The sequence below is a fragment of the Pirellulaceae bacterium genome (assembly GCA_029243025.1).
Classification (GTDB): Bacteria; Planctomycetota; Planctomycetia; order Pirellulales; family Pirellulaceae.
In genome coordinates, this window is the sequence record JAQWSU010000058.1 from 1 (window position 1) to 24,832 (window position 24,832).

15 protein-coding genes and 1 pseudogene are annotated in these 24,832 nt (G+C 53.3%); 9 read left to right on the forward strand and 7 right to left on the reverse strand.

What is annotated here, in order from left to right; translation table 11 throughout:
- Positions 1 to 230: 230 nt before the first annotated feature.
- Positions 231 to 602: a hypothetical protein gene (locus tag P8N76_28545; GenBank protein MDG2385653.1), complete on the reverse strand. Its 372-nt coding sequence runs from the start codon at positions 600 to 602 to the stop codon at positions 231 to 233.
- A 459-nt stretch (positions 603 to 1,061) separates the two neighbouring features.
- Here P8N76_28545 and P8N76_28550 point away from each other — a divergent pair, with 459 nt between their 5' ends.
- Positions 1,062 to 1,505, forward strand: a complete 444-nt coding sequence (locus P8N76_28550) for a hypothetical protein (protein MDG2385654.1) — start codon at positions 1,062 to 1,064, stop codon at positions 1,503 to 1,505.
- A 364-nt stretch (positions 1,506 to 1,869) separates the two neighbouring features.
- On the opposite strand, the pseudogene P8N76_28555 reads toward P8N76_28550, so the two are convergent.
- Positions 1,870 to 1,983, reverse strand: a pseudogene (locus tag P8N76_28555) (IS3 family transposase).
- A gap of 188 nt (positions 1,984 to 2,171) precedes the next feature.
- Positions 2,172 to 3,293, reverse strand: a complete 1,122-nt coding sequence (locus tag P8N76_28560; GenBank protein ID MDG2385655.1) for a choloylglycine hydrolase family protein — start codon at positions 3,291 to 3,293, stop codon at positions 2,172 to 2,174.
- Positions 3,294 to 4,581: 1,288 nt separating this feature from the next.
- On the opposite strand from P8N76_28560, the gene P8N76_28565 reads away from it, so the two are divergent.
- Positions 4,582 to 5,574 (forward strand): SUMF1/EgtB/PvdO family nonheme iron enzyme, encoded by a 993-nt coding sequence (locus P8N76_28565; protein MDG2385656.1) that lies wholly within the window; start codon positions 4,582 to 4,584, stop codon positions 5,572 to 5,574.
- A 583-nt stretch (positions 5,575 to 6,157) separates the two neighbouring features.
- Here P8N76_28565 and P8N76_28570 read toward each other — a convergent pair.
- Positions 6,158 to 6,850: a formylglycine-generating enzyme family protein gene (locus P8N76_28570; GenBank protein ID MDG2385657.1), complete on the reverse strand. Its 693-nt coding sequence runs from the start codon at positions 6,848 to 6,850 to the stop codon at positions 6,158 to 6,160.
- A gap of 373 nt (positions 6,851 to 7,223) precedes the next feature.
- Between P8N76_28570 and P8N76_28575 the strand changes: the two genes are divergently transcribed.
- A complete protein-coding gene (locus tag P8N76_28575) occupies positions 7,224 to 7,889 on the forward strand; it encodes a hypothetical protein (protein MDG2385658.1) in 666 nt (221 codons plus the stop codon).
- Between the two features lie 29 nt (positions 7,890 to 7,918).
- Here the strand turns inward: P8N76_28575 and P8N76_28580 are convergent, their stop codons facing one another.
- A complete protein-coding gene (locus P8N76_28580) occupies positions 7,919 to 8,488 on the reverse strand; it encodes a hypothetical protein (GenBank protein ID MDG2385659.1) in 570 nt (189 codons plus the stop codon).
- A 558-nt stretch (positions 8,489 to 9,046) separates the two neighbouring features.
- On the opposite strand from P8N76_28580, the gene P8N76_28585 reads away from it, so the two are divergent.
- Positions 9,047 to 9,517 carry a hypothetical protein gene (locus tag P8N76_28585; GenBank protein ID MDG2385660.1) on the forward strand — a complete coding sequence of 157 codons (471 nt, stop codon included), beginning with the start codon at positions 9,047 to 9,049 and terminating at the stop codon, positions 9,515 to 9,517.
- A gap of 1,247 nt (positions 9,518 to 10,764) precedes the next feature.
- Positions 10,765 to 11,730, forward strand: coding sequence for an SMP-30/gluconolactonase/LRE family protein (locus P8N76_28590; GenBank protein MDG2385661.1), 966 nt, complete (start codon positions 10,765 to 10,767; stop codon positions 11,728 to 11,730).
- Between the two features lie 353 nt (positions 11,731 to 12,083).
- Here the strand turns inward: P8N76_28590 and P8N76_28595 are convergent, their stop codons facing one another.
- The gene (locus P8N76_28595) at positions 12,084 to 12,386 is read right to left on the reverse strand and encodes a hypothetical protein (protein MDG2385662.1); all 303 of its coding nucleotides are present in this window, start codon (positions 12,384 to 12,386) and stop codon (positions 12,084 to 12,086) included.
- A gap of 44 nt (positions 12,387 to 12,430) precedes the next feature.
- Positions 12,431 to 18,223 (reverse strand): lamin tail domain-containing protein, encoded by a 5,793-nt coding sequence (locus P8N76_28600; GenBank protein ID MDG2385663.1) that lies wholly within the window; start codon positions 18,221 to 18,223, stop codon positions 12,431 to 12,433.
- Between the two features lie 980 nt (positions 18,224 to 19,203).
- Between P8N76_28600 and P8N76_28605 the strand changes: the two genes are divergently transcribed.
- The 4 genes from P8N76_28605 to P8N76_28620 all read left to right on the forward strand — a co-directional run.
- Entirely contained in the window at positions 19,204 to 19,992 is a 789-nt protein-coding gene (locus P8N76_28605; GenBank protein ID MDG2385664.1) for a hypothetical protein, read from the forward strand.
- A gap of 534 nt (positions 19,993 to 20,526) precedes the next feature.
- Positions 20,527 to 21,720, forward strand: a complete 1,194-nt coding sequence (locus P8N76_28610; GenBank protein ID MDG2385665.1) for a hypothetical protein — start codon at positions 20,527 to 20,529, stop codon at positions 21,718 to 21,720.
- Between the two features lie 910 nt (positions 21,721 to 22,630).
- Positions 22,631 to 23,917: a sialidase family protein gene (locus P8N76_28615; GenBank protein MDG2385666.1), complete on the forward strand. Its 1,287-nt coding sequence runs from the start codon at positions 22,631 to 22,633 to the stop codon at positions 23,915 to 23,917.
- Between the two features lie 201 nt (positions 23,918 to 24,118).
- On the forward strand, positions 24,119 to 24,832 hold a 714-nt coding region (locus P8N76_28620; protein ID MDG2385667.1), incomplete at its 3' end, for a hypothetical protein.

The following is a 24,832-nucleotide window of genomic DNA, read 5'->3' on the forward strand; positions in this document are numbered from 1 at the left end:
TAAGCGTCGGCGCTCAGTCATCGTCTGACTATCTCAGAATTGCGATAGGCGTGTCTCAAGGCAATCGACCAGGCTGTGGTGGAAACGCCAGACGCTCCAGAAACTCTGACTCGGCCCGCCAATAGCCTCTAAGCCTCACCAAAAGCTCCGGAATCCGTGCCAGAGTGAGTCAGAAGGTCGTCACTGGAGGCTTGGGCGTCAACCGGTCGAGGTGGTATCGGCCGGGCGAGTCAGGCGGGGGATCCATTAAATGTCACGACCAATAACACCCACCAACCCATGATGCCCAAAACAAACAACTGAAATAACATGATGACAGGGGTGTTCGTGCCGGACCTGATCCGCTGTATTGTCAGCCACACAACCAAAGCTCCATAAACAGGCGTAGCAAGCAGCATGACAAACCCGCTGTACACAAAAGCTTCGTATCCGTCGCCGGCCTGTGCAGCCAAAATCATCAACAGGAAACCAATCGCCATTAAACCTATCGCACCGGCTGGCAGTTTCCAGTTCAGTGGATTGAGTTTGGCTCGTTCTCTTTCAATTTCTGACGAGTGTGTCGACGTTGCATACGGATTTTCAGCTTCGGTGTTCTTGTTCATCAGGATGTTTTCCTGGTGGGATTTTCCAGAGGCTCGGGGGTCTCGTCTCCAGCACGATAATGGAAAGCAATCATGATGGTGTTTGCCAACGCATTGTAATCTTAAGCGGTGTTAAAACTCTACGCTTATGTATTAAGGTGATATTGGGCCGGCTTGTCGCGAGAACGGGGGCAGGCTGTAGTAGAAACGCCAGACGCTCCAGAAACTCTGACTCTGCCTGCCGATAGCCTCTAAGACTCACTAGCAGCTCCGGAATCAGTGCCAGAGTTGGGCAGAAGGTCATCCCTGGAAACTTGGACATTAGCGGGTCGAGGTGGTATTGGGCAGGCGCATCGAAGAAAATAGGCCCGATCTGACTCAACGATTTGGAGGTAATCAAATAAAAAACGAACAGCTCATTTTCATCTGGGCTCCTGAACTGTGTGGGTGCTGTACTGAACTCGATCAAAGGAGAAACAAGTGTCCGGTTATCGTACCGCTGGTGAAGCAATAGATGAAATGGCACGCAAAACAGGTCCGCCTGCTTTCATACTTACCGCATGTCTACTGGCTATCGGGATCTTCATGCTTGCTTGCAGTGATCGGATTCCAGTATTGTTTATAGCGCCGTTCACTCTCGGACCACTCTTCTTTTCGCTAGTTCTGTCTTTATTTGCTCAACGGATGGCATGCCAGATTACCCTGATCATTGGTTCTATGCTCTATGCAGCATGGTTTTGCTTCCTCTTCATCGACATAGTTTCCAGCAGCGACGCACAGGGTGGACTCGCTCTCTTTTTTATGGGATTTGCCTCTCTTCCCGTGATGATCCCCGTCTGGATAATGACGTTAGTTTTTAATGCAAAACAGCTCCCAGACAAAAAAGACGATGAAGAGATTGACTTCTGTTCAAGCGACGAGTGATGAGTAGTGTCGCGACGAATTCCAGCAGCTCCGCAGCACCCCCTGTCAACTTACATCAGCGTCCCGTACAGCCGATCGCTGAGAGCAAAAAAGGCTTAAAAACACAGGATCTAAGGGGGATTGTTGATGGGCGGAAATCGATCCAAGAACCCCTCTTTGTCTCCCTCAGCCTGGGTTAAGAGGTGTTGCTCTCGCCAACTCGGTCGCAACCTCCATGGGTTGGCATCGGAGAGGGGGAGGCAACTGCGAAACCGCAGTTCTGAACGCTTTCAACGCCACTCAACATCGATCGCCGCCTAGTTTTTCACGGCCGCATGACAATGATCACTTGTTCGTATCGCGCGTTCCAACACACATCGCTCTTGTGCGCCGGACGCAACCGCACACAGGAACCATCGCCCGGCCACAGCCGTTTCCGCTTGGGCTGTTCCCTGGAGACTTTCACTCCTTTCCGACGCCACAGTCGTTCGATCCGCTTGGTCGCCTCGCCGGAACAAAAACCCAATTTGGTTAAAAGTGACGGGTTATCCGCGAGTCTTTTTGTAACGGAAGAATAATTTCACGAGTGGCTCATGCCTGCTGAAATCAGCCGTTTGCCAATGCGCAATCGGCTCTTGATAACCCCAATCGCAAACAGCTCAGACCTGTGTAACCAAGCTCCCCTTGCTATTTGATGAGCTCCGATGTCATGTCGTTGGATGGGTACGGCAAATCGTTGATCATCCAGCGCATCATCTTGTTGGATCGGAATACGCGATTCAAATCGATTTGAATGAAATTCGTACGATTGGCGTAATTAGCGATTCTCCATTGATGATTGGAAAGATCTTTAATCGCTACCCATTGGGTGTAATCAGATACCTTTTGCTCGCCTAACTTCTCCTTGGCAACGCCCAGCGGAATATCCACGTTATTTAATAGATGTCCCATCAGCTGAATCGCGTCCGAACTGCCAGCGGGCTGGGTTGCAAAGTTTCTCAAATACGTGGCCCTGACAAAACGCGAAGGGGGCGTGTAATCAGCCGGCAATCCTAAGAGTCCTCCGCCTTGACCAATCGGTATAACATTGGTTCCGTCCATCATGACGGATGCCCGGCCTTCGTCGGATAAGGAAAGATAGTTTCTGACATTTGTTAGGTGCCAGTCATAGGTCGGTGCATTGGTAAGCACATCCACGACATTGTCGTGAATCACCATCTGACCTTTCACAAACTCAATCACAATGCTCTCACCACTGCGATCCGTGAATACAAAGTGAAGCCATGGCGCCGTTTGTAAACCTATAACTTCCTTGGGGTCGTACCACACTTTGTATTTTAAAATTTCGTTCCTTAGTTCCTTGACGGAACCAAACATGCCTAGGGTCAATGTTCCGAAATTTATGATCGAAACGTATTGTTTGTCTTCAGCGGTAACCGTCTGATATTCGGTAAACTGCGGCAGGAAGTTGCCGCTCATGCCAAGCCCCGCTTCATTTTGACCCTCAAGAAACGCTGGCGCGCCCTTCAAGAGCGATGGGGCAACCCCCACAAAAGCATATTTACTGGAGAGTTTCGTTGCGGGGAGATTTAAGTCCGAGGGGGCACTAATTTCGACCTCGGTGCCTTTGGGTAAGGCCAATAACTCCCATTCCATTTCCAGCGGCCATTCCATTGTCCTTCCAGCAATCACGGTTCCGTCTTTGGCAGTCAGGTTAATTGCCGTGCAAGCGAAAGAGCTATAAGTCAATGAAATGACGCAGAGGGTAACGATAAAGGAGCGGAAAGATAGCCATGAAATTTTGCGCACTGTAATTCTCTTTTAAGGCTGGGGGTTTCTATGGGGTTCGTGTGTCAGTATACAAAAACTCGGAGGGGCTTTACCCCCTTTTTCGAGATGGTACCTGGTAATCGGTGGCGAATGCTGTAGGAAACTTTTCATGCACCGCTTTCAAAAAAAAAGTTCTTAAGAGTTTGCGTGACTCGAATGCAGGTGCGAACATGCCTAAGCTTGCAAGGTATACAAACGGTGCCCCATCTACTGCGGGGACTACTAATTTAATTACACGAGCTCAAACGAGGTCAACGGAACAGGGCATTCTGCGGTCAGTAAATTCCCATCAGTCATTCGTAAGCTTGATGAGTTGTCTCAATGAGGTACGTGGATCGACCATGATGACGGCTTAACCTGCCCCCACGGACGATACTAATTCTTACGTTACTGAATTCATCAAGCTTTCTCCAGCCGCACAGGGCTGCTGGAGCGTCGCGGAAGGCAGCTTGTGCGGCTGAACGGGCTCCGGTGTCGGGGCCAGATAACCCGGTGCACTGTGCGGGCCGATCGTGTTACAAGTGTTCGCCAACGTTCGATCAGTACTTTCGCTGCGAGCATCGTCTCAAAGATTTCTGGGTGAGTCCTATTCCTTAAGACACACCACTTGGAAGGTGCCCCACCCCTGAAGCTCTACAGACCCATCGATGTTAAGTCATCTCGATTTGCCTTGATCCTATCTCCGCTGTCGAAACTTTAAACCCGAATGTTGAGGAGTTCATTTCGGACAGCCTGACCATCAACCGTTCAGATCCTGACCCCATTCCCGAACCTACCTCGATGATCACTTGGACGTTGCTTGGCGTCGTTGGCTGTATCGCTACTTGGTGGAAGCGTCGTCGCTAAGTAGGTTGATCAGCAGATCTATCTCGTCGTCAAATGGTTCCACCGTCTGTGGATCTCTGTTTTCTAAGAGATCTGCTGGTCAACAGTTGGCAAAGAGTAAACCTTCGCCTAGGCCATCGCATTCAAGCGTTAGCACACCTTTACATTCCTACATTCGGTCGACAGGTCTTTTTCCCTCTGGGGAACGTCGAGCGAAATCCCCCTGCGGTACTATTCGTTGAAAGAAGTTTACGTTGCAGGAAGCGAGCTAACTTCACAACCAGTTCCTGGTTATTCACCGCGCGATCCCTGGTACTTCCATTCAGTACGTGTTAAAATTTTGGCTTCAAGACCAATAGTCTGAACGAGAACCCAAGCTTCATCGTCTCCCATGGATGGCATCCAAAAACTGACTTCATTCACTTCTCAAGAAGATCAATCCATGAATCGAGCGATCACCCTGCGTCTACTATCTCTGGCGATTTCTCTTTTCTTCTTGGCTCTACTTGGCCCCGCTGATGCGAGCGTCATAACCTTCGGTAGCGGTAGCAACCAGTTTGACATGACGTTCGTCGAAATCGGCAATCCCGCCAACGCCAACGATACGACAGGAAAACCCAATCCCGCTGGCTCGGTCGCTTACAAGTACCAGATCGGGAAATACGAAGTTAGGGAGGAGATGATCGACAAGTTCAACTCTTCCCAGTCGCTGAATATTTATTCCAAAGACACACGTGGTGCGAACAAACCCGCCACGAGTGTAAGTTGGAATCATGCGGCTCGTTTCGTGAACTGGCTTAATACCAGCCAGGGACACCAGGCAGCTTACAATTTCACGACGGATGGCGTCGACGATAACATCGCGCTCTGGACGTCAGAGGAAGCCTGGCAACTGGGCGGCGAAAACCTGTTCCGCCATAAGGACGCCCACTACTTCCTGCCCAGCATGGGCGAATGGTACAAAGCGGCCTACTACGATCCGAGCACGGGAAACTACTTTAACTATCCGACTCTAGATGGTTCGCTGCCGAGCCAAGTGACCAGCGGCACGACCCCGCACACCGCTGTGTATGACCATACATGGGAACAAGGCCCAGCAGACGTCACGCAAGCCGGTGGCTTGAATGCCCATGGCATCATGGGAATGGCAGGTAATGTGTGGGAGTGGGAGGAGACAACGATTAATTTAACAAACAACGATGTTTCGTCTGATCGCGGCGCTCGCGGAGGAGCTTGGTTTGAGTTTGCGGAAAACCTACCGTCCTCGATTCGGTTCCCTGATTTCCCGGACGGGCCCAACAACATCATTGGCTTTCGAGTCGCCAGTGTTGTCTCAGCGGACGAACAGAACGCAATTCCAGAACCAGGATCGCTAATGGTGTGGAGCCTGCTGGGTCTGGCCGGTTTCCACGTGAGTCGGCGGTTGAAGAAATAGCCCTCCCAAGGCGTACGGATTTTCTCCCTGTATCATTGGATCGAATGGAGAATTGACGGGTGCAAAAAACCAGGCGGGGCAGGGCACCTACTCATGAAAGGAGCCCTGCTTGGACGGCACCCCCCTACAATAAAGGATTAAACGCAATATGCCGGAAGAGTGCGTGAATACGCGGTCGTCTTCTCGGCGAGTTTTGTTCGTTCCTTAGAAGGAGTGCGTTCTCAAGCCTCAACTTGAAAGGAAGGAAGCGGATTTTATTTCTGGGGCCCCTCGATTGTATTTCATTGGTTTCTTCTCGCTCCGCCCCACTGGCCTCCGACATCTCCAGTCGCGGGCTTCGCCTCGCGCCTTCCGTACCGACTAATCATAGGCTCCGCCTACTCGCCCGACGGAATCAGGGAAACACGAAAGCCCCCGGTTTGAGCCTATCTGCCGCTGGAGAAGCGGTAAGACGGTGGGCTCCCGTTGCGGTAAGTCGACCGACAAAACCCGAAGGGAAAGCTCGAACAGCCACCACGAAACACGCGATACTTGCCCGATGAAACCCCTTGAGGATCGGTCACTGCACCACTCGAATAAGCCCCTAACCAATCCTGACACCACTCCCAAACATTGCCGTGCATGTCATAAAAACCCCAGGGGTTTGCTGACTTCTGACCCACAGGATGAGTTTTATTGTCGGAGTTGCTGAGGTACCAAGCCAAATCGTTAAGCTGCTTTCCAAACGCCTGGAAATTTTTGGCCGTATTCCAATTGTTTTCTCCCCACCACGGCACGCGTACTCCCATTCCGCCTCCGTGGGCAATCGATAAACCCGACCGGCAGCCTTTTCAGCTGGAAAAGCAGACAACTTACGACAAAACTCCACTACTTCGTCCCAACTCACCGAATCAACCGGAATGGTAACTCCTTTGAACTTGCTAGGATTCTTGCCCATCACCTGCTGATATTCTGTTTGCGTGATCTCATACACACCAAGGTAAAAAGGTCGACTCCGTGTAACCTGGTGCGCTCGTTGTTCATCTGGGAATAACACATTCGGCGACCCCGTCGTGAACTCCCCCGCAGGCAAAAGCTTCAATTTCATCCCGCTCGAGTTAACAACTGCATCTTTATCCAATAGGGCTCGAGCCTGCTTGGCCGCTGCTGCTCGATCAGAATCAGCCTGCGCAGCTGCTTTAACCGCCGGAATGGGGTTGGGCGAGATCTGTTGGCCAGGGAGAAAGGCAGGAGCCATCAACAAACCGACGATGGTTAGAGTAGGTAAACCTTTCATTGCCGCATCTCCCTGAATGTGGTCTCGTTTACAAAGATTTTAGACCACGAGAAGATCCGTCCGCAATCTGCTTTTCCGCCATTCGTTCTCATCATCTCAAGGCAAAATTGGCTTCCGTCCCTCTTTCTGGTAGAACGAGATCGCGCTGTCTTGGCCGCGACCTTAAAAGAATCTGACGGCTCTAGATATCATCGAGAAAGCCGCTTCAGGCAGACCTGGCCCAGTTAGCGTATGGAAAACATGGCAAACAGGAATATCCAGCGCAGCTCAAGTAGCCGAAGCGAGGCGACAGCAACTGATCGGTCGGTGCTAACTGACGAGCCGCACAGGCGTGGCACAAACCTCGGTGAGTTATTCAATTAGGTCCGTTCGAATGTCCGCCACCGCCCCGAAACTCCTTGTCAGGCTCAAATGGCTCGCCAATGGGTTTCGCTTTCGCAGCGTCGAGCGCGTCGACCAGGTGTGGCGCGCCCTCGGCGGTCCCGTCGCGCCAATGCGTGCAGATGTTCTGATGCAACAGGCCCGCGACGCGACCGGTCTCGACGATTTTGGTACACCCGAATTCCTGCAGGGCCTACGCAGGCTTGCTCAGGCGGTGAACGAGCACAAGAAGACCAACCGAACGGGGCGCAAGCTTCAAGGGGAAGAAGTGGTGTCGCGGCTGTGTTATCGTCTGCGCTTGGTCGATTACATGAAGCGCTTCGACGACATCGAGATCCAGGAGATCCAACGACCGGTGTACATTATCGCCCCGCCGCGTCCGGACACGACCATGCTGCACCACCTGATGGTCTCAGACAAACGCTTCCGTTATCCGCGTTCCTGGGAGATCCATCAGGCGCCGCCCGCCGAGCCGGCCTTCGTCAACGACCCAGCGTATTTTCGCAGCGATCCCCGCGCGAAAGGGGCCTTTAAAAACGCCAGGATCTCGCACCCTGGCGAGCGCGTTTTCAGGCGATCCATCTGTCCGATCCCGACGGACCCGAAGAGTGTTATCCGTTCATGCAGAGCACCTTTGCAACGACATGCCCGGCGTTAAATTCTCGCGTCGCCTCGTACCAACAGTTCTTACGCGAACAAGGCGACGACTTTTTCGACGCGGCCTTTGCCTTCTAGATAAACCACCTCAAGCTCCTGCAATGGTGGGCACCCCAAGGCCAGTGGTTGCTCAAGTCGCCCGGTTTTTCGACCTACGGCAACAACCTGGGCAGTATCACTCGGCAATTCCCCGACGCTCGGATCATTCAGATCCACCGCCCAGTGGAAAAGACTCTCCCATCGGTGTGCAGCTTGTACCGTTCGATTGGCAGGATTTGCGAACATGATTTCGACCCGCATCTTCTGGGGCGTGACGTGGTCGAGCAAATGGCCTTTTACCTGGAAAGAGTTGCGGGGTTTCGTGAACAACTCGATACGGAGATTTTTCTCGACATTCGCGATGATGACTTGATGAGCGATCCCCACGGGCAGCTGCAGAGGATTTACGACCACATCGACATGCCCCTTGATGACACGGCAACGGCAGCGCACAAGGACTGGATCGCCAACAACCCGCCGAGAAAATGCGGTCATCATCGCTACAATGCCAAAACATTTGGGCTGACCAGCGTCGACTTTGAGCGCCTGTCGCAGTTTCACGAAAATTTTTTTTAGACTTACTGAAGGTCGAGTAGATTGCCGTAGGGCTTCAACGGGGACGGGAGCTATTTTGCGGCATCACCACTGGGATGAACAAGGACGGGAGCCGATTTTACCACAAGCTACGCAGCACAGCTAATCTGCTTGAGCCAGTCCCGGTAGTAAGATCGCCGATCACGTTTTTGGCGTCAGGTACCAACCGCGATTGTCGCGCCAAAGTTTCGATGACTTCCATTCCAAAGCAGGGTTCGAAGCGATATCACCACAGAAGCAACAGCTGCGCCGAACGAAGCCAATCGAACAATCCCGCAAGCGGAGCCCACCAGCACTCAACAAGAACAGCTTCGCCCCAGCCCACCTAAGCTGCGGCAAAAATGGCTCCCGTCCCCTTTGTTCCTCCGAAGTTAACAACGGGGAAGAACTTCCATTCTGTTCATCAGACTCATTAATTTGCATCCATTGGTAAACATCCTAGGATAGAGCGAAGGAAGAACCATTTATCTTTCATCGGACCGTTTTGTGAATTCTGATCGCTCAAACGACGAGTCGAGGACTCAATTGACAAAACCCAATTACCAGGCGTTATGGTGCTGGACGTGCCAAGAACACACGGCTTATCATCTCCAGGCAAAAACGCGGCGAGTTCACAGTAGCGACGGTCCGTCAAGGTTGACGACCGACACCACCTTTACCTGTGAGATCTGCGACAAGAAAATGCACACGCCGCAGGCGGTTGATCCGGTCATATTCAAACGACCCGCTGAACGGGGTTGTCTCTGGATTTACGGGATCCTAGCCGCGCTGGGATTGCCGCTTTTTTATTGGTTCCTGGCTGATGGCTTTATCTCTCACGTTCCCCTGCTACTAGTAATCTTTCTCCCTGTCGCAGCGACGGTGGTTGCGTTGCCCGGGCTGGTGATTCGATGGAGCGCAAAAAAATATGGCGTTTGGAAGTCCTGGGCGACGCAACGGGGTTGGAAAGAACCGAAACCGGAAAAAAGGTTGAAGATGGAAATCAGGCAATTCTGAACGACCGCCAACCCTACACACGTCACTGACAGTCCAACAGGACCAACAAGCCATCAGTTCCTAGACCCCGCTCAAATTTCGTCGAGTTCCCAGGCAAATAACTGCGTGTGTCCGTAGCAATTAAATTGGCATCGACGCAGCTTCCGTCCAAACAATTTGACTGTGCAAGCGAGCGTCTCTTTCATCTTTCTAGCGTTAGTTCGCGTCGTCGATGTTTCCAGGTATGCTCTTTGCCGGTTTCGTTTTTTTGGCCTCTTCTTCAATTCAACTGGAACACCGACGCTCAGGAATTGAAGTTACAAAAAAAATGCTTTTCCCGCCGGCCGTATCGCCGAGATATCGATCACCACTGACGAAGAAGAACGGGAATCCATTTGATCTGTTCGACGTGAATTGGGATCCGAGTTAGCGGCGGAACGGCAAGTGGTTAGTTCTTTCATCCGGATAGCCTCGATTGACGATCGAAAGTCAGCTAGATTGCTCGACGCCTGTGCCGCATCAATTTCATCAGTGCGGTTAAAGGTTTTTCTCTAACTGACAACTGATCGATCTCTTTGCCGCTTCTAATCGGCTTCGGTCCGATCTTGCTTGGCGATCCAGATTTGTACCGATCGCTCGTGTTCAACGATCTTGACGTCTTGTGCGAATTGGCTGCGCGAAGAACCGGCTCATCTAATCAGAGTCAACATCTCGAGAGCCTCGTCGTCGCTTGGCCCTTGCTCATTGACCAATCGCTCGCCCCATCTTTTCTACTCAGCTGGAGACGGATTCTCGGGTGGTTCCTCGGCCTGTTTTTGCTCGAAGCCAACGAGATCCGTCAGCGGTAGTCAGCTACCTTTACGTTTAGCGACTTGACGGCAATCGCGCTATCGTGTCGCGTTAGAGGCAAAAATGGCTCCCATTCCCGTCCGAAGAAATACCCTCCGATCGGTGATTCGAAGAATCAACTCGCATCCGTGATCCTCATCGAGAGGAAAGCGGACACGATTCCAACGCACGTATTCCGCAAACCAAAAGCCCAAGAATTCAGAAAGCTAAAAACTGGCTTCAAATCAATCTGCGGTCGAGTATAAAATAGGCGGATCCGTAGCGCGCATCCGCCACTTCTGTTCCGGAGTATATATTTTTTGCAGGCACCCTCTTCCTTGCTATTCCGTTATGAGACCTCCCATGCGAAACACAAAAAAAAAAGCGACTTGCTCCGTCTTGATCGACGCCAATTCATTCTTACCGGGAGCGCTCTTGGCATGTGTGCCTCTCTCCGCGCTGACGAATGGCAACCCAGTCAGCGGTATCCCGACCCACGGATCGAAGTCCTCGATCCGAGTTTTAAGAAGTACCGATTAGCGCTTGCAAAAGTTGAAAAACTCGCCTCGGGCATGCGTTGGAGTGAAGGGCCTGTTTGGTTTGGTGATGGCCGTTATCTCCTGTGGAGCGACATTCCAAACAATCGGATCATGCGTTGGAACGAAAAAACAGGCGTTGTCAGTGTTTTTCGCCAACCGTCGAATAATTCAAATGGAAACACGCGAGACCGGCAAGGGCGTTTGCTGACTTGCGAACACGATGCGCGCCGAGTGACACGAACGGAATATGACGGAAGCATTACGGTAATCGCTGAGCGATACAAGGGAAAGCGACTCAACTCCCCGAATGACGTTGTTTGCAAATCAGATGGATCAATCTGGTTTACCGATCCGCCATTCGGAATTCTAGGGTACTACGAAGGACACACGGCTGAAGTCGAACTGCCAACGAACGTCTACCGAGTTGATCCCAAGTCTGGCGATATCGACGTCGTTGCCGGAGACATTCATCGCCCGAACGGCCTTGCTTTTTCACCCGACGAAACGCGATTGTATATCGTTGAAGCAGGTGTTTCGCCACGGATTATTCGAGCCTATGACGTTACGGACAATGGAACGAGGTTGGCAAACGCGAGACCTCTCATCACGGCCGAAAACACTGGAACCCCCGACGGCTTTCGTGTGGATGTCGATGGAAACCTCTGGGTTGGATGGGGCATGGGAGCCGAAGGCCTTGATGGCGTCGCAGTTTTTAACTCGCGAGGAAAACTAATTGGAAAGATCAACCTTCCCGAACGGTGCGGAAACGTTTGTTTTGGTGGACGACATCGCAACCGACTCTTCATGTGCGGGAGTACTTCGATCTATTCACTCTTTGTGAACACCCAGGGCGTGCTTGGCAGCTGAACGAAAAACAACCGGAAGAAACAGGACCGGAGCCGATTTGCCGCAAGGCAGGCCAGCTAAACCGCCTCATCCAATCGCCGTAGCAACATCTCTGCTCACGTTTTTGTCTTCAGGTACCAACCGTGAATGACGGGTCAACGTTTCGGTGGCTTCCATTCCGAAGTTGGATTCGAAGCGATGTGACCACCGAGCCAACAGCTGCGCCGAACAATGCCAATCAAACAATAACGCGAGCCGAACCCACACGCACTCAACAAGAACTGCGTCTACCCAACCCGCCTAAGCTGCGGCAGAAATGTCTCCCGCGGCGTTAGCTGCAGTGGGGAACGCATGCGAATTAGTTGAGGGCCACTTCACGTCCAGCGTTCCAAGCTGCCGCGTGCGGCAATGTCTTCCGGCTGAGCATGAATTGTCAAGCAGCAAGAAAGGAGTATTCTGGTCAGCCCAAATCGCGAAATACTCGTTGAATATGCTGCGGTTCTAACGTGCGACTTGCGAGAATCGCCGTCCCTTCGAGCGAATATCCCCCCCAGCAAAAACGCCAACACAAGGCCCGCTCCAGCGGCCGTTGCGTTTCCGACCAACTCAATGATCCGCGACTGATTAAACTCGATGTCTCCAAGGCGGACGTCAAGTTGAGCAGCAGCAATCTTCATGGTTTCGCCTTTCTGGCGGCATAGCCGCGCGCAGGCGATCGCGTTTACAGCTCGCTTGCCAGTTGATCAAGCAGGTCATCGTCGAGTTCAGTACTGGATGCCCCAGAAGCGTCGTAATCCATGGAGTCAAAGACGCTTTCCCGAGCCTGGATCAGCAACTGCAGCTCTGTCGCATCTTCCCGGACGGAAAGCCTGCTTTCGGCGACTCGATTTCTCATCAATTCATCATCGACGAGGGGCGCATGGTCCAAACTGGCTGCGACTTTCGCATCATCGAGTTGAGTCAGCACGCCGACTGCGGCGGCATCGACATAATTGCCTTCCGAGAAGGCATAGACCAGGTCGCTGGAGTCGAATTTGCCGTCGCCATTCCAATCACCATCCTCAAACGTGGCGTGGTTCGCGTTACGGTTTTCGTATTTGCCGACCTGGAAAACCAGCATGAGGTCGCTGGAATTAAATACTCCATCCTGATTCGAGTCGCCCGGGATGTCGTCCTGGGTATCTTCACGGCCCGGTGAGCCGCCGACCACACCACTTGGACTCCACCCGGTGCGCTGATTCCATTGTTCGACGTCGGCAAGCGGGTCAACGATTACGAGTGACATGCCGCTGCCGTCCGTGGTGGGATACCAAGTATCTTGGTACTTGAATTGTTGGATTACTGTTGCTCCGACCGTCAACGTAACCATCTCAGACTGATTACTGAGTCCACCGGACCACTGTCCCGCCACAAGGGGAAGCTCGCCGTACCGAAAGCGAAAAGCGTCAAGGTCTTCCACCAAAACAATACGCTGGCCGGCGTCGAGTTGAGTGACGGCCGAATGGCGGAAATCAAACTCCAAGCCCTGTTCATCGCCACCGGAACGGATCTTGGTAAGTTGCACGTCGTGCAGCAAAATCGGGTCGGTGCCCGTGTTGACGAGTTCGACAAACTCAAAGTCATTGTTGGCGAATCCGGCTTCCGATTCTGCAGGCGTTGCCTCGGCCGGGTTGTAATGTAGCTCAGCAATTCTCAGTGAGTCGATGACGGGATTCGGCGTTGGGTTGTTTATCGTGACGTTCGCGCCTGCCAACGGATTGCCATGGAAGTCGAAGGCCTCGAACCGCAGCGGCTCGGTTCCCTGTCCCACAGGCAAATCGACCTGCCAACGGGTTTCTGTCTCCCAGGTGACATCCAATGGAATGCTCGATCCGGCAACTCGTATTTCTCGCACGTCGAACCATGCTGTCCCCGAGACGCGGACGATCCCGTCGAGGGCGTCGACGGGACCTTGCGTCGTGATGGCAAATGGCTGACGTGGGTAAGTGTCCTCGATTCGTTTCGCCACATAAACGGATCGCGCATCGATGAATGACAGTCGGTGGCCGAAGTCTTGGTGGGCTAGCTTGCCATAATGTTCAACCCACCGTTTCATGTAGTCAGCATTAAACGACCTGTCGACGATATCCAACATATGACCGTAAAACAGTCTTAAGTTGGCTGGTAGTTTGATGACGCGACGCAGCGAGCCCTGCCCGTTCATCGGTGGTGAACGGGGCACGCGTTGGAAAGCGGAATCCCAATCCCATGGTAGATACAACACTTTGCCGTCGGGGCGAACATAAAGTCGAAAATTGTGAGGGCTTGCCCCTGTGAAAAACGCGTCGGCGGGTCCGACTAACGACTGGTAGGCTGCGGTTCGCATCCACTGATCAATGTCCATTACTTCGCGCGTCGCTTCGTGCAACGACTCGATGTCTTCGCCAAGCGCCTTGTTCAGTGCGATAATCGAGTCGAAGTTGTCCCGTGTGCGATTGCTAGTAATCAGGTTAACCCAACGGTAAGCTTCTTTGTCATCCCCGAAGTCTTGGAAATCGAAGCCCATATTCCCATTCGGCGTGTGGTGCCCACCGGCTCGTTTTAGACTCTCTGGATCTCCATCGACGGTCGACGTCGCCCACCGTATCACCTCATACTCGAAGAGCGTGCCATCGCTTCCGTTCTCAAACTGCGAATTCAAATAGACTTCGTCGAATGCGGCCATTCGAATGGTGGCTTTGGCCGTGTGAATCGACTTCGGAGCGATAAAATGGACGATGTCGTCGTACATATTAGGGATATCTCCCGCACGGGACGCAATATGTTTGATCAAGATCTCATCCACACCAAGCACCGCATGGGTGCTGCGATCGACGGACACCTTTTGGTGGACGCCACGAAACAGTTGATCTGGATTGAAGAGAAGATTAAATCCCACACGCAATACGTCACGCCCGACAAAGCTGCCCTTGAGTCTCACCCCAACGTCATAGAAGACTTGATCATCGTGTACAACGGTGGCTCCCAGACGCTCGTTGCTCAATGAGTTGGTTCCCAAATGCAGGTGGTCCGAGTCGTCTTGAGTCATGATCAGCCGGAAGTTCTGCGCGTCGATGTAGTCGTTTTGTCCATCCTCAACAATGAACAAAGCTCGCGCTTCACGGCCTGCGTGCGGGATCGTTGTCAGGGCTCCTAAACTATCCTCTCCCTCGACATAAAACTGCACGACGGATGCCGCGTTCTGACCAGGAATTACCCCGGTAAATCGTCCAGCCTCGTTTCGGGTCATGGTCACGTCTTGCCATGATTCTCCGGATACTTGGTACCAGAGATTTACCGAAGTGACGTGATCGGGGTCGTCTGCCACGACAGAAACTGTCACGGGTTCGGACGGCTTGGGAAGAGTTGGGGAATGGCGAAGCTCGTCGTAAGTCGGGCCCGCATTGTCTAGATGGGTTGAGTTGATCGTGCCGGGTGTCCCGTGATTGTTTGGCGTTTCGAGTACGGTCGTTTGGGCCAGCCGATTGAAATAAAGACGAGAGTTGATTTGCTGAGAACCGGTCAGCCACTTTGCTCGAAACGAGATTTGGTACTCTGTTCCATTGGTGATCACCGCTTCGTTGGCCAATGTGGTCTCGATTTGGTTGCCTTGGTATTCCGTTGCACCCTTGGCAATGACGTGCAGCACATGATTGCCGTTGTCGTCGACGACTTGACTGTGTTGATGATTCCCAAGCAGCCGCCAATGCTCACTAGTGCCATCCGCAAAGCTGCCATTCTGAATCAACTCAACGGCTATACCACGGGGTTCCTCGATCACGCTAATGTCATCAATTAGCGCTTCGCCAGCACCATCCAAGAATCCAAAGGCAAATTCCTGCCATAAGCTTGGCTCGTTAGGCATTGCGGGTTTTGCAATACCGCGGTACGTATAATTTTGCCACTTTGAACGACTTGCCTCGTCGCTGGCGGACCATGACTCACCCCGTGAATTTTCTGCATCGGCATCGATCAACTCGAGGCTGGGGCCGGTGCCATCTGGCAAAACGTTCCAGTGGCCACCGTCGAAATAATGGACTGCGTCCGCTACGTTTTCGGCAGCATCCAATAACACGATCTGTTCGTTTCGGTTCGATAAGGTGCCTTTGAATCCACCGATGATGTTAGAAAGATGCGGGTGCTTTTCTCGTAAACGGATTGGGTCTTTTGCGACGACAAGATAGCCATCGGGCCGTATTGTTGTCGCATCTGGGAATTCGAACTGAACGGCGTCATCGAGTTTCCACCCGTCGAGTTCAATCGGTTGGTCGCCTCGATTGTACAATTCGATCCACTCTTCTTCGTTGACCTCGAACGAACTTGACGGAACGAGGGCCGACGTGTCGTGCGCAACAAACAACCTGGCACCAAACAGAACGTCAGTATTGCGAACGCTGCGCTGATGCACTTCGGCCGAGATGCGATTTGTCCCTTCAAGGAGGAAGTCGGCTGGGAAGTCAATTAAGTCGCTGATAGAGAGGGTGGATACCATGCGACTTGAAAGCGTGGTCGAGTCAACGGGGCCGTCGTCGATGTTGAAACGTAGAATCTCGCGGCCATTGAGGTAGAAGACGGCACCGTCATCGATCACATGTTGTAGCTGTATTCGATCGGCAAGGGCAATCTGTTCGGCGGATAGGTCGAACTCCGTTTCGAAATACGTCGTGATCACCGAATTCGTCCGGGGTCGCTCGAGTTCGGTCTGAATTCCGGGTGACGGAACCCGATTTGCGACGCCGAAAAAACCAGGTCCGGAATGCCAATTGCCGCCCTCGGGGTGATTTGCCGCCTGCCAACCCGTGGGCAGCGGATCGCCGGACTCATTGTACCTCCAATGATGATTGAAACTTACGACTTCCGTCCGCGTTACGTCCGGTGGAGTCTCCCGCCGATAAGGAGTCGGTCGGGAATGATACATGATTTCGTTGATGACAATTTCCGAGTGAAAGGCAAAATCGTTGGGCTGGCCTGGGGTGGGACCGGTCGGCTGTTGCCAGGTTCCGATTCCATCAGGTGACCGACCCAGAAGATTGGCATCGACGAGGGCCGCATCCAAAACAGTCGCGCCATCGTTCGCAAAAAGAAACGTTCGATCACCGGATTCAAGTCCAAAACCGAGGGCCGTATCAGTCATCGACCACGCAGTGTGAGGGGCCAGCCGCGAAGCGGGTGGGAATGTGTATTCGGTGTCATGTGCGGACGATTTCAGCGTTAATCCGCCCAGCTCAACGGGTTGATTCCCGAAATTGAAAAGTTCGAGAAACGATGAATCATCGGCGCCGCTGACTTCGTTGATGGATACCGTCGGGGAAACGGGGGTCGCATCCTCGATAACCGTCACGCCAATCATTGTTGGATCAATCAAGAGGTCCTCATCAGAGGCCTGTCGATTGAGTCCATGGATGGCCAGCAGGTTCTCGCCCTTGTTTAATAATTCCGGTCGACTGAGCAGATCAAACGATTGCGGCACGCGTGCCCCCGAACGTGGGGCCGAGCCAGTTGCAGAAGAGTTCCAGCTGAGCAGGCCGTCTTCACCGTCTCGGCCGGGTGCACGGTGGCTTGCCCATTCCACTCCGTTCAAATAGGCGACGAATCCATCGTCGTACCGCATGCGCATCTCAAGCTGCACGAAATCGTTGACGCTACGGTCCAACTGAAACGGCACTCGGATGTAGACGGACGAGTTGACGTCGATCATTGGCATGGGCGCTTGTCCGTTGGGGGGTGCGACCAAATCCAGGCCGATGAATGGATCCATGTCGGCGTTTCCATCCAGGTCAAAGCCAACTCCCGTATTTCCAACTAGCCACGCACTATCGTCAAAATCGTTTTGCGTCCAGCTCGTACCCAAACCGTCGTCGATCGGCACGAGTGCAGTGACAGGACTTGAGCGCGCGATGAGCTCGCTGTATTGGAAGGTTCCGATTTGGATTTCGTTATTGGCACCGGGCGTACCACCTACGATCGAACTAAAACTCCAGTTCTTGGCCAGTTGGCTGTTGGAGTTCCTTTCATTTAGCTTTTCCAAAGACGCTCCTGACCCGTCGGCAGCTATCGGCCAATCACCGCGGTCGTCGTATTCAACGACATTCATCAGGCGATCGTTATTGTCCCTTAGTTCGATCCGTTCTCCGCCATTGCTGAGCTGACCTTTCCAAGGCCCGTGCACGGTTGGGACGCCGGCTTTCGCTTCCAAAACGGAAGGGTTAATTCCGACGACCAGCAGGCGGCCACCCTCAATTACAGTCCCCGGTTCAAAGGTGTATTCCACGCCGCCCGTTATGTGCCAGCCAGAAACGTCCATGTCGACCGACATTTGATTTCTGAGCTCGATGAACTCCATCGTCGCGTCTTCATCGACAGGGTTGTACATGATTTCATTAAACACCACCGTGCTATCAAGTACTCGCCGACTTTCTAGTCGTTCGTGCGCTAATCGCCATGTTGCGCGATGGCGAAGCGTAGAAGGCCGTGCGAAGAAAGTACGAAATGCCATGGGGGGGTGCTCCAAAGGTTTTCGACGAAAGCCGAAACTGATTGTAGCCCAACTTGGAGGAAACGCGCACGCAAACCCGCGTTGGCATACTTGCTTAAGGGTAGAACAGTGCGATTCAACAAAGTGTGGCCAATGCCATCGTAACCATTGCAGTTTTCCGCGCCTAACGGAATGTTGGGCGAAACGCCGACAACCGTGGAATCCCGTAGGCCTGTAGGGTGACGACAGCTTCGAAGCAGGATCTCCTTAGCGGTAGATTGGCACCCCAGAACCATCTGGATCCTGCTTGGGTCACGGAGCAAATGGCCGGTGAAGCCTTACCGGAGAGTAAGCGCGATGGTGTTGATGAATCACAGTCGATTGGTGCGGCAGGGGTACCTTTCAAACAGGATCTCTTGATTGTTAGGTACCCGGCCCAGAATTTTTTGAAGAGGGAAAGTCTCCCGGTAAATCTTCTACTTCAAATATTAGTGGCCCGCATATCTACAGAATTGGGTACACCATCGCCGGCAGCGACTAGCTGAAGACGATATCCGTCATGTTAAGACAGCTTGTTGATTAACCGCAGGCACTTCTTAGTACACTCTTGATTAGTACACTCTGATTAGTACACTCTGAAAACATCTGACTTGTGAGATGACATTATGAGGTTCGGGTTCGGAAGAAGTGTCCACGATCGAAGAAGTGTCCACGATCATCGCTTTTGGCTGGTGGAAGCAGCCGCAAAAAAGGTGGGACGAACTCGCCTTCAAGAGGCGTTCCGGAAGCACACCTTCGTCTACGGGACGGAGGGAATAGGGAGCAACATTGTAAGTGGTCTGAAGCGGTGGGCGGCGAGGCCGCACAGGAGCACCTCGGAGCTCGAAGCTGATGGGTACAACGTCCAGACGCGTTCTCACCTGGATCGTGAGGCGCGCCATGCGCAGCGACCACACCCGCCAGGCCTGGCTTCGTTAGAGCCGGTTCACGAAAGGCTGGCCTTGGAAGACACGCGGGGCGTTCCCTGGCATCTCAAACCGTCGGAACATACAAACCCCTTCAACGTCCGCAAGGTCCTGGAGCGCGAACTAAACCTCTTCGATCCAGGCCGCCGAGCTAATTTCTACATCGACAGCGGCTGCCAGATGATGGACTTCTATTACGGCAAGGCGGGTACGTATCTGCATAAGAAGAGAGACCCCGTAATTGCCGAGTTCATACATCATGCAATGGGTTTCGCGGCGCCCTTCTCGATGGTGGAGAGCGGACGCCAGGCCTATATGCGCGAGTTCAAGACAAGCGTCGAAGGCTACGACAATGACTCTCCGTCGAAAGCTCGGTACAACGATCTCACGGCTACCAAAGAAATGTCCCGACTCATTCGATGGGGGATCAGCACATTTGGCGGAACTTTGGTGTTTGAAGGGCGCGAGGTCTACTACAGCCAAGTATTCAGAACTAATCCGCCCAGGATTGGAGATACGGATCTCGAGGCGCGGGAATTGTTTCAGTACTTCGAGCCGGGGGCAAGCGCGGTTCCCTTCGACAAGGGCAGTATCTTGTTCCATTGGTGCGGCACGCAGACCGTGCCAACAAAAGTCCACTTCCTAACGAATTGGACCTGGGCCAACAACGAGACGCACAAGCCAGCTAATATCGCGAAGCCGTCATTTGCTCGGGACGCTTCACTGCTCCCCATTTGGGATAACTTCGCCGCCCTCCCTCCATCGCTTACCCATTACAATTTGGACGTCATCGCCGATCAGTTGTCTCAATTGAGGCCGGCATAGGAGCGGCTTCACGGCGATGATGCGCGGCGGCAGCTCGTCGCATGCCAGAAAGGGTCCAGTGACCACCGATCGCGGCAGCAACTTCCAGTCCACGTTGCTCTCGGATCCTCGTCAGTGCCGCGTGCCGTTACCTGTGGGGTGTCCAAGGTGGGATGCCGACCTTCGTGCAGGCTCTTCGGATCGCCACCTGGACAGCTTGGGTAGAGGTATCGTCTCCCCGACAGTTTCGTGGTGTCCGTGCGCATCATGGCGTTGGAGTGAAAGCCAACGAGACGTTCTCCCGCCAATTGCGGTTGATACCTGACGCCAATCCGTGAGCGGCTTGAATAGTTTGGCTATGCTGCCTATTTTGCGGGAAAAGCGGCTCCCGTCCCCGTTTGTCCCCCTACCTACGAATCCGGGGAGCGAAGACGGCCGGCACACCCCACATTCCGGTTAAATTTTGTTGGAGCTGGCTTTTCAAGAGGGTGTTGGGTACGATGACCGCCGCGTTGCGTAAATAGGTCCAATGGGTGGTTTGAGGGAGATCGGCGGATGGACCATGATTTCAGGGAAATGATCGCGGTGAGCGACCCGCGCCTCAAGCCGATCTTTTTTTCGCCTTTCGACAGCGGGAAAGGTTGGCATGACTTCCTGGTTAAAGAATTTGGCCAATCTCCCAGTATCAAAACCCTCGCATTGGCCGCCGGCCAGCCAGAACGCTACTTTCAATCGCTCTACATTGCATGCTGGGTGTACCAGCCAGTCGTCAAAGGGACTTTTCTGATCTCTTACGAGACACTCCCTCATTCACCAAAAGGGGTTTGGGACGCCGTTAACAACCTAGCCGGCCGTTGGTCCAGTCACCTGGGTACGCACAGCAAAACCCTGACTGGGCACTCTGCGTCGGAGGTCGAACGGCCTGAATGGCGTATCCCTGGGATCGGCGTTAAGCTCCGCCCATTGGCTTCCGGCAGGGCGAGCTTTAAGTTTGTCCAAGGCGGTAATGAACTCTTAGTCCAGAATATCAAGTTTGATGGTGATCAAACCCACACTGGTACGGAGTATACCGGGCGAGGCTATCTCATGCTCAAGATGGAGGGGCATCTTGCGCACACCCTCAATCATCTGGTGGCCTTCCAACACAAGGGCAAGGGTAAGTTTGGAAAAGTCTTCAATAATGCCCTTGCTGACCTCGCCACCCAAGAAGATCATCTCAATATCATTAAGGCCAACGAATATGCAAACGGCTGGAACGCCGTCATCAAGGCTGTCGCTGGTAGCAAGGCATCGACACTTACAACCTCTCCCGCAACGCTGGCCCACGATGTGGTTGCTGAACTTTGTGGTGTCATCTGGTCGAAGGAGACCAAAGTAAAAGGGCAACTCCACGCCAGATACAATTTTTTCAACCCGTCCAAGACACCAGAGTCGATTTCGAGAGATGTCTACTGTATGGACAACTCGGATGTCGGCGTGATCCTCGAATACCTGTTAGAGGAAGCTCAAAAAGAACAGGTGATTGAGAGCACTCGCATCAACGAAGTGTTCAAGGAGATGCGCCAGTACAAGGACGAGGTTAAGTCAATTATCAGGTCGCTCCAATCAGACCGTGGACGACACTCGCGCTTCGCCAGCGAGGTCATCATTCGAGCCCCCGAGCTCGATGCCGAGCTCAGCCAGCTGATGGACGTCATCACGAGCCATCACCCCGGGGGGAGATTTCATCGTCAGCCTTACAGGATTTGAGGCGAGCAGCGGGGATGGGAGCCATTTTCCTGACAGCTTCGGCAGGCTTGGCTAGCGCGGTTCCCATTGAGTGCTCGTCTCGCGTTATTGCTGGACGTAGTTGTTGCCGCCGCGGTTACATCGCTTTGACCTCTGTTTCGGAATAGAAGCCAAGGATTCATTGACGCGTCGATCGCGGTTGGTAACTGATGCCGAAAGCGTGAGCGGGTACATAGTTCTAGATTGTGGGATGCGGTTTGGTTGACATGCCAGCCCTGCGGACGGCCCAATTGATGGTTGATCCAGCCTCTGCCGGGACTTCTAGATCCGGTCTGTACGTAGCTGTAGAAAGGACTATTTCCGCAACCGCTTTCTACCCAGAAAGACACCGGCTAATCCAAGCAAGCCCCAAATCAACACCGAACCCGGCTCCGGCAGCACATTCGAGGATGATGAAAGACTTGCGACTCAAAAACCAACGTTGAAGGGCTCGGTGCTGTGGGATTTGGGGGCCGGCACGATGACGTCTCCCAATCGGAGGAGTACCAAAAGTCGCCGCGGGAACCGCGAGCATTTCAAGCCACGTGATTCGTCAAGTCCCACTCTGTTTCCTCATCGTCGAAGACATTACCCGCCAGTCCCATAATGCCGTAAGCGTTCAAACCAACGGCTTGCGTGACGTCCGCCGAGCCTTGCCAAAACTTTGTTTATACACGGCTGTCTTGTCGGCTGTGTCGCCTGTTACGGCGGTCGGCTCCGAACCATCCGATGTCGAATAAACGAAATACGTCCCGCTCACGGGATCGCGATTTCTTTCTGAACCAGTAACTTGCGTTACACTCTAGGCAGAGAAAAGTTGTGAAGACGGTTGTGTACGGGAAGGGTTGACCAGGTGATTCTGGCAAGCACGATGGAGAAACGGAGAAACCAAATGTTGCGATTCTTGACTTTGTTCGTATTGCTTGGAGTCGCCCTTGAGGCTTGTGGGCAAGAGGCCCCATCGAAAGCCGAGTTGCGAGAGTCGCGATCGGTGAAGTCTTCGGTGGATCATCAGCCGTCGTCGACTTTGATGTGTGCGGACGGAGGGTCGCTGGTTGCAAAGGTGGCTCTGCGGATCGAGATGCTCACTCCTATCGTGGGGACCGAACGATGGGACTGGTGGCAGGCCCGCACCGCGCAAGTCCCAGGGGAAGAACCGTTATGGGTCACCACCATGTCGGAGACCGGCAAAAAGGTATCGCACGATTTTCACGACATCTTTCAGACGGTAAGCCGAGATGGTGGCAAGAACTGGAGCGAGCCAACGATCATCCCTTCATTGAAGCGAGCTAAACAGGACGATGGCTTCGAAGTGGCGATCGGCGACCTTTCGCCGACCTGGCACGCAAAGTCAGAAGTAGTGCTCACTACCGGCAAGACCTTCAACTTTGAGGGGGGTAAACGCGAGATCTTCACTCGAGAGAAAGTCTCCTACGCGGTCATGAACCCGGAGAGCGGCGAATGGGGGCCGATGAAGTTTTTGGTCATGCCGGACAAGGATCACTCGGGCAAGGCCATCGTCGCTGCGAATGCCGGCAACCATCAGCGTGTCGATCTGCTCAATGGCGACATCCTCCTCCCGGTCCGCTATCAGAGAGGCGCCGAACGTCGCAACTATACGAGTGTGGTGGTGCGCTGTGGATTCGACGGCGAGACTTTAACTTACAAGGAACATGGTTCGGAGTTGAACATACCGCAGGACCGAGGTCTCTACGAACCGTCGCTGACCGAATTCGAAGGAAACTATTACCTGACCCTGCGGGCCGACCACTCCGCGTTCGTGACCAAGGGCGTGGATGGAATCCATTTTGAACCCATTCGTGAATGGAAGTTCGACGATGAGACACTCCTGGGTAGCTACAACACGCAACAGCATTGGCTCACGGCCGGAGGGGGACTGTTTCTGGTCTACACCCGCAAAGGGGCGGACAACGACCACGTTTTCAGACACCGCGCGCCGTTGTTTATTGGGCAGGTCCATCCCGAAACGCTGCGTGTGATCCGTGCCACCGAACGCATCCTCATCCCGGAGAACTATGCCACCCTGGGGAACTCAGGGGTCTGCCGCCTTAACGACCACGAGAGCCTGGTGAGCTGTGGCGAAGGGCTCATCCGGCTCGGTAAGCGCAACGGTGAGGTGAACCAGGTGCATTTCGTGAAAGTGACTGCAGAGAAGTAGCCTGTTGCTCGATGGCTACGAAGATTTTGGAACCGTCGTGGCCATGTTGCGCCGGCTTGTTCTAAGCTCAGCTAGCATCTAGGATATTCCGATTCTGGGGGCCGCCCTGCTGTGTTGTGGCAACTTGGCACCCCCCCCCTTTCATCTTTCCCGTTTTTGGGAACGTACATGCTTCTTCAAACTCATTGAGGTGCATCACTCATGACTGCCCCGACGTCAATTCTCACGGATAAACTGCACGAGTACCCGCAACAAGATGTGATTGACGGGGCGGGCGGAGCATCGGATTCGATTCTCGATGACTGCCTCAACAAGCACGACGGGGTGCTGCAACTCCTGCACCGCTACGCCGGCCGGACATTTTGTACGCCAGGTAAACGCCTCCGCCTTGATGAGGGGTCGTACTATCCGAACTACATGAACGGTACGGGGCTCGATGAAATCTGGATGGGTTGCACCGTCCCCATCGTGACAGGTGTCATCGACACACGTACCAATAAGGCACCGTTTCGCGAAGGTGAATCGCACGTCCTCACTCCAAACGGGCAAGTGATCTCACTGCAGGATTTGATCGTCGCCAATCCCGCAGCGGTCATGGGTCAGAAGATAACGGCATTTGCGAAGTCGCTTTTCGGTGATCCAACCTGGCCGATTGTTTCCAAGAAGTTCGATAATCTGAATCCGATCCCGCATCACCTGCACTGGTCAAAATGGGAAGTCTACGACATCAACTCCTTCGATAACCCGGGAGTTGATCCGTCGCATTACCACACTACCGCCATGGGGCTCTATCCCTATGTCACGAAGGATGATTTCCTGGAGTGCATGAAGCGCTGGGGAGAAGGCGATTATAATGGGGTTCGGTATCTGTCGCCGCACACCATGATGCATCTTGATGACGGCTTCGTGATGCCG

Coding starts and splice junctions, on each gene's coding strand:
- P8N76_28575 (MDG2385658.1), top strand. CDS start 7,224: ATGTCCGCCACCGCCCCGAAACTCCTTGTCAGGCTCAAATGGCTCGCC.
- P8N76_28545 (MDG2385653.1), bottom strand. CDS start 602: ATGAACAAGAACACCGAAGCTGAAAATCCGTATGCAACGTCGACACAC.
- P8N76_28570 (MDG2385657.1), bottom strand. CDS start 6,850: ATGAAAGGTTTACCTACTCTAACCATCGTCGGTTTGTTGATGGCTCCT.
- P8N76_28615 (MDG2385666.1), top strand. CDS start 22,631: ATGTTGCGATTCTTGACTTTGTTCGTATTGCTTGGAGTCGCCCTTGAG.
- P8N76_28600 (MDG2385663.1), bottom strand. CDS start 18,223: ATGGCATTTCGTACTTTCTTCGCACGGCCTTCTACGCTTCGCCATCGC.
- P8N76_28565 (MDG2385656.1), top strand. CDS start 4,582: ATGAATCGAGCGATCACCCTGCGTCTACTATCTCTGGCGATTTCTCTT.
- P8N76_28590 (MDG2385661.1), top strand. CDS start 10,765: ATGTGTGCCTCTCTCCGCGCTGACGAATGGCAACCCAGTCAGCGGTAT.
- P8N76_28595 (MDG2385662.1), bottom strand. CDS start 12,386: ATGAAGATTGCTGCTGCTCAACTTGACGTCCGCCTTGGAGACATCGAG.
- P8N76_28610 (MDG2385665.1), top strand. CDS start 20,527: ATGGACCATGATTTCAGGGAAATGATCGCGGTGAGCGACCCGCGCCTC.